The organism is Flavobacterium suzhouense (assembly GCF_042684765.1).
Classification (GTDB): domain Bacteria; phylum Bacteroidota; class Bacteroidia; order Flavobacteriales; family Flavobacteriaceae; genus Flavobacterium; species Flavobacterium suzhouense.
Genome location: NZ_JBHUMD010000027.1, coordinates 42,292 through 54,834 on the forward strand (window position 1 = coordinate 42,292; position 12,543 = coordinate 54,834).

The following is a 12,543-nucleotide window of genomic DNA, read 5'->3' on the forward strand; positions in this document are numbered from 1 at the left end:
TTATGTGGTGGTTTTTTGTTTTTGGGCAAATGCTTCTTACATTTACACAAAACATCACTATGAAACCATTTCGTGTACTGGCCTCAGTTTTATCTGTTTTTATAATGTCGTGTTCCGGAAACGGCCAGCATTTAAAGGAATTAGGAAAAACCGACCTTAAAGAAATATCTGCGTTGGAATATCTTCCACAGTCAAAAACTTTATGGAGTCTGGAGGATAGCGGAAATAAAAATAAGCTTTACAAGCTGGATAGAAATGGTAAAACGCTTAGCGCAGTAACCATATCAAATCTTAAGAATATCGATTGGGAGGAAATGGCTTCTGACGAGCAGGAGAATCTGTATATTGGTGATTTTGGAAATAACGATAATACAAGAACAGATCTGGCTATTTATAAAATCGATAATAGCCAGTTAAGTCAAAAGACAGCTGAAGCTAGAGATAAGGTTTCATTTTCATATCCCGAACAAATGGAGTTTCCTCCTAAGAAATCGAAAATGATGTTTGATTGTGAAGCATTCTTCGAATTCAAAGGTAATTTTTACTTGTTTACCAAGAACAGAAGTGCAAAGTTTGATGGGAGTTTTTATGTTTATAAAGTGCCTAATATACCCGGAAACCATAAAGCACAGTTGCTGGGAGTAATGACTACCTGTAAAAACTTTAACCGCTGCGCCATAACCGCTGCTGATATAAGTCCGGATGGAAATAAGGTGATACTGCTAACAGGCGATAAGATAGTTGTTATCACCGATTTTGAATCGGGTAATTTTGCTAACGGAAAAACTGAAATGTTTGAGTTAGGTTTTGTTTCCCAAAAGGAAGGCCTTTGTTTTATAGATAATGATACCCTGCTCATCGCTGATGAGAAAGACAAACATGCAGGAGGTAAGCTTTATGAGCTTAAATTATCACATTTAAAAGCCAAATGAGAAACCAAAAGCGACACGTCCGCCTTCTGACCCCTGAAAGTAAGTTACCCTTGCTGTAGCGGCTCCTGCTGCATTTACCCATATACCGCCACCGTAGCTGTTGTGCCACTTACGAGAGTCGTCATTTTCCAGCCATACGCGTCCATAATCAAATCCGCCTAAGATACCGTACTGCATAGGGAGGAAGGCGCTTTTCCAACGGCCAAGCATTAGTCTCAGGTCACTGCTTTGTACATATCCCTGTTTTCCGGTAAAACGTTGCTGCCTGTAACCTCTTAAACCTGTATCGGCACCAAGAGTGGCTGCCTGATAAAATTCATAATTATTGTTGAATAACAACTTTGTTTTAAACGAAGTGGCAAATATAAACACGTCGTCATGCGAAATTTTATGTACAATATTCAGGTAACTTTCCAGATAGGGGAAATTACGCTCTAATTGGTCAAGACTTGTTTTCCATCCTCCCAAAAGGTTGAATTCAAGTCCCAGTGCCGGTAGAGATTTATTGTCGTAACTCGAGAAACTGTAGCGTGCGGTGGCTCCCATAAACTGACGATGCTCATATAAATAATCGTTTAAAGCACCCGGCTGGTTTACAAAACGACCTGCAGTTTCATCTACTTCAATAGATTCAAAAGGTATCTGGAATTCGACAGTGCTGTTATTTCTTCCATTTCTGAACAAAGAAGGGGCAGCTCTGAATACCTGAAGTTTTACCCTGTTATAATCCATTCCCAAATCATCGTCAAAGTTTAGGGTTTCGTTTCCATTCCCAAAATAGTTGATACTGAAGTTAGGACTTGTGTACAAGGCATCAAGGCCAATGTTCCACTTACTGGCAACGTTCATGAATTTGCCTTTGTATATCAGCTCAAAACCATTGGTTGCAAAATAATAGTTTGCTTTTACCTCATGTTTTTGAGAAAATGGCCTTCTGTTAAAGTTGTTGATGGTGTAACCTCCGGCAGCCCCCATTTTTACCCCGTCATCGGGGTTGTAGCCAATCGTTGGATAAAGCGTCCATACATTATACTTAGGTTTTTTGTAATCGTAACTGTTGGTTTCGTAATCATTGGTCAGCAACAGCCTGGTTTTATGGTCCACAGTATAAGTATTTGGTTTACTTTTAAAGTCATAAACCTTAACTTTTTTGCCGTTTTGAATGTTGTATGTGTCATTGTTCTGTCCGCCCAGCAGTCTTATGGATATGGCTTTTTCAGGCTTGCCTGTTACTTCATAAATGTCGTCATCATCTAACCCATAGATCCATATTTCTTTTGTTTCACGCTTATTGTATGTTTTGTCCAGCGTCAGTATTTCGGTACCATCCTTTTTAATGCAATACATTTTTACCTGAGTGTTGCCATGTGGCATCCGGGTAATGCTGAATCTTTCTTTTTTATCTGTACCGGCAATTAGTACAGTTTTTAATAATACCTCACGATATTCAAGGGCATATTTTTGAAGATCTGACCTACGCTTTTTTAGAGTTTCTTTAATTTTAGCAATAGTTTCGTCCTGTACTTCCTGAGGGAGGCCAGCGAAAGCTTTTTCTATAGCCTCATCGTTAAGTTCGTTTTGTAGTTCCTGAGTTGCTTTTATCCATACGCTTTCCCCTGATTTTGTTATGAATGCCAAATCCTGCGGATAAGCTTCCATATTGAACCATTTTATGCTAGGAATACGCTCTTTAAAGCTTCTCATGTGTCGTAACGGAGGAGCCGTCATAATTAGGGTTAAGGCAACTCCGCCATATTTAGCAAATGCCTGATCGCGATCGCGAGGAATGGGTCTGTAATAAATACTGTCTTTAGTATTGAATCTCGACCAGCGCCATTGGTCAGAATGCCTGTCCCAATCGCCGGTAAGCATATCAAAAAGACGTGCTTTGATATAGGTCGGCTCATCGATGACATATTTTTTGTCCTTTTGAAGATTAAGCAATACATCATCTGTACTTTCAATGGCATCAGGTTTACCAAAACTTCCAAGGTCTTTATGTTCATCCGAAGGGCGTTCTTCGACCATGTACAGTTGATCGCCATACTCTATATTGAATTCTTTCAGTGCATTTTGTTTGGGAATATAATACAATTCAGGATTAGTATGGTATATGCCGGCAGCTTCGGCAAGATCATCCATAATAAAAGGCGTATAAGGATGATTTGTAGTGTAAAAATCCAAAAGAAAATCTTCTACATAAGTTCCTTCGTATGAATCGCCTATGTATCGTGTTTTAAAAGCAACGGCCTGAAGGAAACGGGTAGCGCTTTTCTTTACGCCACGCATTACATATTCTTTTCCGTTTTTATCCAATAGCCTGACTGACATCGACTGATGCCCACCTCCGGCTCTCCCGGGGGTAAGTCCTCCGTAAAGTGTATCTAATGATGCTGAAGGAACTGTAATCGGTAAGCTGAAATACTGTCGATAATGTGTACCCATTAAAAAGCTGTATACGCCGCTTCTTTTGGTCATTTCAGGAGTATACACCGATGTTGTTACGGTAGCCGGAAAAGTGTTAGGGTATGTTGTTGTAAATGGTTCCGGTTTTTTAAGTAAAGGAGTTTCAAATAGTTTTGTTTCTACATTGTCTTTTACTCCGTAGTAGGTTACCTTAGAGTTGCCATTTTTTAAAATGTCAACTACAGCATAACCGTTCCCGCCATAAGAAAAGTCATTGTCATATATGGCTCTTGCAGCTTCTTCTTTAGATCCGGAACCGCTTATTATCTGATGGATATTTTCAAAGTAAATGTATTGCAGGTTATGGTCATGACCTGAAACTACAATAACATTGTCTTTATCCTGGATTAATGTTTTTATCCTTTTTGAAAGTGTCGCATATATGGGGCTTTGCTGATCCTGTGTGCTTGCACCTGAAGTTTTGCGCAATAAATTGATAACAGAGCCCAGTACAGGTAATGGGATTTTGCTCTGGAAGGGAAATAAGTTTTTTTCAAGTGAAAATTGCCCGCCATGCGTACCATTGCTCAATAATGGATGATGTATCGCTAACAGTATTGTTTTGTCTGAATTCTTATTAAGCAGTCCTTCAAGTTCTTCAAAAAGATCTTCACGGGTTTTAAGGGTACAATCATCATTAATTGTGGGGTATTTGTCCCAGTCCTCAATATACCATTGGCTGTCTATGGTTATAAGCAGGGTGCTATCGCCTAATTTGACATCATTAATGCCGCATCCCTTGCCGGGAAGGAAGGCCTTTTTTTCTTTCAATCCTAATTTTATGAAAGCTTCTTCTTCTTCAAGGCCTTTTAAACCATAATACCAGTCGTGGTTGCCGGGAATAAAGTAGGTTTTGCCATCAAAAACTGATGCAAGAGCCATCTGGCTGTTTAAAGATGCTTCTGCTTCTTTTCTTTCCTCACCGGCATTTTTTGGTGGCATTCCAAGAGGGTATATGTTGTCGCCAAGGTAAAGTAAAGTGGTATTCTTTCCTGAAGTCTTAAGTCTTTCGGCAACCTTAGCAAGCAACTGTTGCGAATTAGGATGTGTAGCATAGCCGGCATCTCCAACAAGGAAAATGCTTTGCATACTCTCTGAAGCAGTAGTTTCGGTACTGTCTTTTACAGGAGTAAGAACTGCTTTTCCGTACTGCGGCTTATGTGTAGCGCAAGAATTTAATACTAATGCAATAAAAAGAAAAACTAAGAGTTTTATATTTGCTTTTACTATTATGTTACGCCAAAAGAATTTCATAATTTGGTGGTGTTAAATTCCTGCTTATGAATATTGTTCAAGAAGCCGAAAATTTTGTTTTTGGTTTATTCAAAGATAAACTATCTCCTGATTATATATACCACAATTTTAACCATACTTTGCGTGTGGTTAATAATGTACGGATTATTGCAGCTGCTGAAGGTGTTAGTAAGGAAGATGCCGAATTACTACTGCTTGCTGCCTGGTTTCATGATTCGGCTTATATCGACGGTCCTGTTAACCACGAAGAGCGTAGTGGCGTTATAGCCGGAGAGTTTTTGCGTGAAAAAGGATACGGAGACGATGCAGTTGCCAAAGTAGCGTCGCTTATAAAGGTAACTAAGCTGGGTACCAGTCCGGAAACTCGCGATGAAAAGATTATGAGAGATGCAGATTGTTCCCATTTTTCGGACCCTAATTACTGTGATCTTTCACAACTGTTGAGAGAAGAATGGAAAATAACACAGGGCAAAGAATTTAGCGATATGGAATGGGCGCTTATTAACAGAAATGTACTGATACATGAGCACCGTTTTTATTCAGATTATGGTAAAGAAAAGCTGCAGCCGCTTAAAGAAGCAAATATTGCCAGACTGCAAAATGTAATATCTGAAATAGAACAGAAGCAGAAAGACGATTCTAAAGACAAGGAAAAGAAAGAGAAGAAGGAAAAAGATAAGAAAGAAAAGGAAGGCAAGTCGGAGAGGGGTATTGATACCATGTTTCGTGTAACTTTAAGTAATCATACCCGTCTTAGTGATATTGCCGACAGTAAAGCCAATATCTTGCTTTCTGTAAATGCTATTATTATTTCGGTGTCGCTTAGTACGCTTATACCAAAGCTTGATAGTGCAAGTAATGCCCATTTAATAATACCAACATTCATTATGGTGTTTTTTAGTGTAGTGTCTATCATATTTGCGATAATGTCAACAAGGCCCAAGGTAACCAGCGGGACCTTTACCCGAAAGGATATCGAAGATAAAAAGGTAAACCTGCTTTTCTTTGGAAACTTTTATAAAATGCCTATAACTGAGTATGAGTGGGCAATGAATGAGATGATGAAAGACAGGGATTACCTGTACAACTCCATGATAAAAGATTTGTATTACTTGGGATTGGTCCTGAACCGAAAATATAAATTACTGCGTATTACCTATACCATATTCATGATTGGTATAATAAGTTCCGTAATAGCATTTGTATATGCTTTCAAAGCAATGTAATACTAAAAATGCCACTGATAAAGTGGCATTTTTTATTTGTTTGATATTTCCTTTAAAAGATTTTCGTAGCTCATCATCTCAGTTGAGTTGAGGTTGTTGCTGTAAAGAATGCCCACGCGGAGTGCTTTTAATCCTGTTACACCCTGAAGATCTTCTACTTCAAAACTCTCAATTTTATTGTCGAGCATATTGTTATGCTGAAGGTACTGTATGTATCTTTTATACTCGATTTCTTCCTGACGGTGCGAATAAACGATTGTAATTTTACCTTTTTCGGTAATACGCTGTGTAGTACCTTTTATATAAGCTTTGTCAATACGTTTTTTTACAACTTCATAGCGGGCATTGTAGGTGCCGTCTACGTCAAAACGTTTTTCGTCCATCCTGAAACGTATTGAAATAGGCGAACTGAATACCAGTATCAAAGAAGTTACGTCAAGGTCATAAGGCAGGGTAGGGCGAATCCTGTAATACTCATTTTCCATTTCACACATGGCCTGTAACTGCCACAACCTAAGATTACTTAGGTATAGCGGGCTATAGTTTTGGTTAGGTGATATTGAGGCTCCTATGTACAGGTTATGCTCTACGCCATCGGTTTTAAAACGCTCATAATAATGAGGGAAAAAGGCTTGCGCTTCGGACTGTTTCTTGTCAAGCACTTCAGCCATTTGTTTGTTGATCATCGATAGAGTATCGTCAAAATCCTTACGGCTTTCGTAAACCATTTTTACTTTACTGTCGAGTGTGTCAAAGTAAGCCTTTATTTTTTCGTGCACTTCATCGTTTGTAGTGTCAAAATGCTGAAGAACCGGATGTATTTCATTAGCAATATAACTTTGAACTATAGATTCGGTATCGGCTTTTAGCGAGTTTTTAAGTTCGCTCTCCATGTTCTCCAACTCATAGATATGCTGCTCAATAAGAGGAAGCTTTTCCTGTTTGTGTATAAAACGGAATACTGATAAAAGTTTTTCAATCTGGCGAATCAGGTCTTTTTCTATTGATTCGTTTCGTGCTGTAGAAGATCCTTTTATGTCAATTTGTCCGTAAAGCGGATATACTTCCTTAAAAACGATTTCTTTATACGCCAGGTTCTCTTTATCCGGGCTAACAATATGCTTAAGTGCTTCTTCCTTGAATTTCCAGTAAACACTATGGTGTATGGCAGTATATTCATTCTGGATTATAGCATCAATTTCGTTTTGCAGTTCAGAATAGTTACGGTCAATGGTATCGGTAAGGAATGGCAGTACATAATCGAGCTTAACAGCATTTATACTGTTTAGTTCACGTGGTCTTGCTGAGACTACTTCAAAAAAGCCCAATAGCTTTTCATTTTTTATGATGGGAGCAAGAATACAGCTCTTAATGTTTTGCGACAGTAAATGCTCCGCAAAGTCTTTATCAACAGCATTGTTTTCGAGATAAGCTTCTACATCAGATATGATGTAGCTCTTTTTTTCGTCGAGCATTGTCTGAAGTGTTTCATGACAGAAAACTTCATTACAGCTCATCTCGTCACATCCGGATAATATATAACTTTTTAGGGGTTTAAAAGGCGCGATCTTAAACATGTTGTCTTCCATGTTTATCTCGGTAAAACCAATGTGTAAATCAGGTATACGATAGATTGACCTGAAAATATCCTCAAATCTCTCTTTTATAGCAGCTTTGTCATGATGACTACTGTTGGCTAATAATAAATTTGTTTTTAAGTTAGAAATAGCAATTTCGCTTGTAGCATCAAATAGCGAAATGATACCAAATCCTTTTACTACCCAGCTTTCAGGAGGGAATTTTTGTTTCCAGAGCTCGAGGTCATCAAAATTATTCATAAGGAGTGTTATGTCCTCGGGAGTAATTGCTATGGCCTTTTCAGTAGGGATTATCTCTAAAAAATCGGCATTATATAAAATACGATAATGTTTCATGATACCGTCCTGATCGGGAATATCATAAAACAAAGGCCTGCTGAAATCAAAATGCTGGCCGTAATAACCATTTAACACAAGGCAACAGCAGAAAACATAAAATTCATGCTGCTCAAAATTACGTATAGCCATGCCAAAATCGTCACCTGCATTGGCAAGAATATCTTCAAAACGTTCAGTACGGTTGAAGGTAAAATTAAAAAAAGGTATTGCCGCGGCCTTTATCTCATTTTTTTGAAGTGCTGTTGGGAAAAGGTCGGCAAGCAGGTTTTTTATAAGGTCTTTATGTTTTTCGAGTTGCGAAAGGTCCGAAATTCCATCACGTAGCTCCGGAAAAGGGGAGGTGTGCCTCAACAGTGCCTTTGCATAGTCTGAGCGGTAGTCTACATCCGATTCGGCTATTTTCTCAAGAGCTTCCAGTACTTTGTGGAAGGAAATGCGTGCAACCAGCGGACTTATAATTTCATTTTCATCATCCATTTTCATTGTAGAAAATTTATTTAATGTAAAGGTAGGTAATTTTAACATTCAATAATTAAAATGCGGTATTTCTTGTCATAGTTCAAGATTAATTGTCAGAACCTTATGACGGCATTTTGAGGGATTGTTATTTTATGCTTATTTTGCATATATCATACCATTTGCATGAATCAGCCTGTAAACTTATCTTTTCCTGACAAAATTTCACTTACCGTAAAAAGGGAAGATTTGCTGCATCCTCATATTTCAGGGAATAAGTTCCGAAAACTCAAATACAATATACTCGAAGCAAAGAAACTCCAAAAGAAGGCTTTACTAACATTTGGAGGTGCTTTTTCTAATCATATAGCGGCTACTGCCGCCGCAGGAAAAGAATATGGCTTTGCTACAGTAGGAGTGATAAGGGGTGAAGAATTGGTTAATAAAATTGGGGATAACCCAACATTAAAGTTTGCACAGCAATGCGGCATGCAGCTTAAATTTGTAACAAGGGAAGAGTATCGCCTTAAGACTGAGACTGAGTTTATTAAAAGGCTGGAGGCTGAGTTTGGTGATTTTTATCTTGTTCCTGAGGGAGGAACAAACGAGCTTGCTGTAAAGGGATGTGAGGAGATGTTGTTGCCGGAAGATCAACGATTTACGCATGTTGCTTGCGCTGTAGGTACCGGAGGTACTATTTCGGGACTAATCCGGTCAGCATTTCCCGGACAGAAAGTACTGGGCTTTCCGGCACTTAAGGGTGAAGGTTTGTCAGATGATATTTGTAAATTTGTCCCGCAAAGAAACTGGCAATTGATAACGGAGTATCATTTTGGAGGCTATGGTAAAGTGACAGAGGAGCTTATCGTTTTTATAAATGATTTTTTTGATAAAACCGGCATACCGTTAGATCCTGTTTATACAGGAAAGCTGTTTTTTGGCGTTATAGATTTAATTCATAAAGGTTATTTTCCTGAGAACTCGGATATTTTACTTATCCATACGGGAGGATTGCAGGGAATTGCCGGAATGAACAAGGAATTACTAAGAAAGAAACTACCTATAATTAAAACCTGATATATGTTAAAAAGAATTCTGGCTTTAACTGTACTAAGTTGTTTTTTGTTAAGCTGCGGATCGTCTAAATCACGAGTGCAGACTACCAAAAACGGTACAGCCAAAACAAGAACTGCAAGAAATACCAAACCTGTAATAAAAACTACAACTGGCACGGCTTCGTCTTCAACAAAAAAGACAGAAACCCTGGAGTCTACTTCAAAAACTGTTGTGTATTCAGAGGTTGTAAAGGCTTATATTCAGGATTTTAAAGAAGTGGCAAAAGGAAATATGCGCAGTCATGGCATTCCGGCAAGTATTATTTTAGCGCAGGGTATTCTTGAATCTGGTGCAGGAAGGGGTACGCTTTGTATTTCAGCTAATAATCATTTTGGAATAAAGTGCCATACTGACTGGACAGGTGAAAAAGTATATCATGATGATGATTCTGAACAGGAATGTTTTCGCAAGTATAAAGATCCTGCGGGTTCTTATGAGGATCATGCCCTTTTTCTTACTTCAAGAAGCAGGTATGCATCATTATTCAAGCTAGATAAAGATGATTATGAAGGCTGGGCACACGGTTTAAAGGCAGCCGGTTATGCAACTGATCCTAAATATCCTGCAAAGCTTATCGGCCTGATTGAAAACTATGGACTTGCACAATATGATGCAGAAGTACTTAACAAAAAGTATGAAGCAAAGCCAAAAACTACATCTCCTGTGGCTAGTACACCACAACCTTCGTCAACGGCACCTAAATATGGTACCTATACTGTTCAAAAAGGAGATACACTTTACTCTATTTCGAAAAAACACAATCTTACTGTAGATCAGCTAATGCAGCTTAATGATATGTCGAGCAATGCATTATCAATAGGTCAGGTATTAAAAGTTAAATAAATATGTTATATCAAAGAAGCAGCCAGCTGTTCGCTGAGGCAGAACAGGTTATTCCGGGCGGCGTGAACTCTCCCGTACGTGCTTTTAAAGCAGTAGGAGGAACTCCAATTTTTATTAAAGAAGCTAAAGGGCCTTATATTTATGATGAGGATGGCAATAAGCTTATAGATTATATTAACTCATGGGGTCCGATGATTTTAGGACACGCCTATGAGCCGGTAGTGAATGCTGTAATTGAAAGGGCTAAAAAAGGGACGTCTTTCGGAACTCCTACGGCACTTGAAACTGAGATCGCTGCACTTGCAGTATCTATGGTGCCTAATATCGATAAAATTCGTTTCGTAAACTCAGGTACAGAAGCATGTATGAGTGCCATACGTCTTGCCAGAGGGTGTACAAAACGCGATAAGATCATCAAATTTGCAGGATGCTATCATGGTCATTCGGATTCATTCCTTATCCAGGCAGGTAGTGGTGCTGTTACTTTTGGTACACCAAACAGTCCGGGTGTAACGCAGGGAACTGCAAAAGATACTTTGCTTGCTACTTACAACGATCTTAAAAATGTTGCAGATCTTTTTGCTGCCAATAAAAATGAGATAGCAGCCATAATCATTGAACCTGTTGCAGGAAACATGGGCTGTGTTCCGCCGGCAGAGGGCTTTTTAGAAGGTTTAAGGCAGCTTTGCGATGAAAACGGCACGTTACTTATATTCGATGAGGTTATGACCGGATTCAGGCTTGCAAAAGGTGGTGCGCAGGAACTTTTTAATATTAAAGCCGATATTGTTGCTTTTGGTAAAGTAATAGGTGGAGGATTGCCTGTTGGTGCGTTTGCAGCCCGTAATGAAATCATGAATTACCTTGCGCCACTAGGCCCGGTATATCAGGCGGGTACATTGTCGGGAAATCCATTAGCAATGGCAGCAGGTCTTGAAATGCTTAAAGCACTGAACAATGATACTGATGTGTTTAAAAGGCTTGAGGAAAAGACGGCTTATCTTGAAGCGGGAATTCGCAAACAATTAGATGGTGCTAATGTTGTTTATACCATAAACAGAAGAGGTTCTATGATATCGGTTCATTTTGATGCTACTCCGGTAACCGATTTTAAATCGGCGGCTAACGGCGATAATGAAACCTTTAAAAAATTCTTCCACGGATTACTAAAAGAAGGGGTTTATATTGCTCCTTCGGCTTACGAAACGTGGTTTATTACCGATGCATTGACTTATGAAGATTTAGATGCTACAATAGCAGCGATTGGCAGGGTTGCTCAAACTTTGTAAATACACAAATAGCTATAAAAAAAGCTTCTGCATTGCAGAAGCTTTTTTTATAATATAATCCCGCTTTTAGTGGGTAAGGATGTTCATTAACTGAGCATTACCTTCAACTTTAGCAACCTGAGCCGGCTCAAGGTATGATTTCATTTGCGCTTCTACGTAGTCTGCAAGAACAGCTTTACGCTCACTGCTTAGGTCTTGAGCTAAATCCATGTGTTTTTGCTCAAAAAGCCCTTTTAGTTTTACTTTTTGATCTGCATTAAGTTTTACAAACTCAGAAAGCGTATTAACATCTTTAATAGCAGCTTCGCTGAAAGCAGCCTTTTTGCTTAATGCTTCCTGGTTAGCAGCAGGCTTGGTAGCAACTGCTTTTTTTTGTTGTGCATTTGCATTAAGCCCGAAAGCAAGCATCACAACGAAAAGTGCAACTATTTTTTTCATAATTTTAAAGTTTTTGGTAGAAAGTTTATGTTTATATAACATCAAATCTAATTAATTTGATTATTAACACAAAACTTTACACAAAAAAATTACCTTCTGTTATGAATTTTGTGTTTTCTTTCATTTTTTCTCAATTCATGATGTTTTTCTTTTCTAAGTTGTTCAAACTTCGTGAATTGATCTTCAGAAAGAATTTTTTTCATTTCGCGATTCATCGCGATTCTGTTATCAAGCATTTTGTTTTTAAGAGCGAATCGCTCATCTGCTGTCAATTTTTTCCCTGCCTGTCTTTCCGCCATGTGCTGCCTTCTGAATTCTGCACGTTGTTTGCCTTGTTCAACAAGAAGCTCCTTAACATCTTTTTGCTGCTTTTCGTTCAGGTTTAGTGCCAACGTCATTTTTTTAGATTGCAATTCTGCTCTTTGTTCCGGTTTTAGAGGTTCCGGTTTGTCATTTTTTTGTTGTGCATTAGCGCCTACAGTCATTGTCATTGCCATTGCTAAAATCCACATTTTCATAATTATAATTTTTAAAGTTATACCCATTAGACATTTTAAGTGGAATAAAGGTTTAATTTTTTTAACTG

9 protein-coding genes are annotated in these 12,543 nt (G+C 38.5%); 5 read left to right on the plus strand and 4 right to left on the minus strand.

The genetic code is table 11. The features are described 5' to 3' along the window. The first annotated feature begins 59 nt into the window (after nucleotides 1–59). Nucleotides 60–932 (plus strand): hypothetical protein, encoded by an 873-nt coding sequence (locus ACFSR3_RS13485; protein WP_379821674.1) that lies wholly within the window; start codon nucleotides 60–62, stop codon nucleotides 930–932. On the opposite strand, the gene ACFSR3_RS13490 is transcribed toward ACFSR3_RS13485, so the two are convergent. Further along, the gene (locus ACFSR3_RS13490; RefSeq protein ID WP_379821675.1) at nucleotides 918–4,652 is read right to left on the minus strand and encodes a metallophosphoesterase; all 3,735 of its coding nucleotides are present in this window, start codon (nucleotides 4,650–4,652) and stop codon (nucleotides 918–920) included. The two genes, ACFSR3_RS13485 and ACFSR3_RS13490, sit on opposite strands and share 15 nt — an antisense overlap. A 26-nt stretch (nucleotides 4,653–4,678) precedes the next feature. Here ACFSR3_RS13490 and ACFSR3_RS13495 point away from each other — a divergent pair, with 26 nt between their 5' ends. After that, nucleotides 4,679–5,878 carry a Pycsar system effector family protein gene (locus tag ACFSR3_RS13495; protein ID WP_379821678.1) on the plus strand — a complete coding sequence of 400 codons (1,200 nt, stop codon included), beginning with the start codon at nucleotides 4,679–4,681 and terminating at the stop codon, nucleotides 5,876–5,878. 32 nt (nucleotides 5,879–5,910) lie between these two features. On the opposite strand, the gene ACFSR3_RS13500 is transcribed toward ACFSR3_RS13495, so the two are convergent. Next, nucleotides 5,911–8,298, minus strand: coding sequence for a GAF domain-containing protein (locus ACFSR3_RS13500; RefSeq protein ID WP_379821680.1), 2,388 nt, complete (start codon nucleotides 8,296–8,298; stop codon nucleotides 5,911–5,913). A gap of 159 nt (nucleotides 8,299–8,457) precedes the next feature. On the opposite strand from ACFSR3_RS13500, the gene ACFSR3_RS13505 reads away from it, so the two are divergent. From ACFSR3_RS13505 to hemL, 3 genes are read left to right on the plus strand one after another with little or no spacing between them, the layout of a single operon-like run. Continuing rightward, entirely contained in the window at nucleotides 8,458–9,348 is an 891-nt protein-coding gene (locus tag ACFSR3_RS13505; RefSeq protein WP_379821682.1) for a 1-aminocyclopropane-1-carboxylate deaminase/D-cysteine desulfhydrase, read from the plus strand. Nucleotides 9,349–9,351: 3 nt separating this feature from the next. Beyond that, nucleotides 9,352–10,230, plus strand: a complete 879-nt coding sequence (locus ACFSR3_RS13510) for a glucosaminidase domain-containing protein (RefSeq protein ID WP_379821684.1) — start codon at nucleotides 9,352–9,354, stop codon at nucleotides 10,228–10,230. Nucleotides 10,231–10,232: 2 nt separating this feature from the next. Next, a complete protein-coding gene (gene hemL / locus ACFSR3_RS13515) occupies nucleotides 10,233–11,519 on the plus strand; it encodes a glutamate-1-semialdehyde 2,1-aminomutase (protein WP_379821685.1) in 1,287 nt (428 codons plus the stop codon). A gap of 66 nt (nucleotides 11,520–11,585) precedes the next feature. Here hemL and ACFSR3_RS13520 read toward each other — a convergent pair whose 3' ends face one another. Beyond that, a complete protein-coding gene (locus ACFSR3_RS13520) occupies nucleotides 11,586–11,957 on the minus strand; it encodes a hypothetical protein (RefSeq protein ID WP_379821686.1) in 372 nt (123 codons plus the stop codon). Between the two features lie 89 nt (nucleotides 11,958–12,046). Then, nucleotides 12,047–12,502: a hypothetical protein gene (locus tag ACFSR3_RS13525; RefSeq protein ID WP_379821689.1), complete on the minus strand. Its 456-nt coding sequence runs from the start codon at nucleotides 12,500–12,502 to the stop codon at nucleotides 12,047–12,049. Nucleotides 12,503–12,543 lie beyond the last annotated feature (41 nt).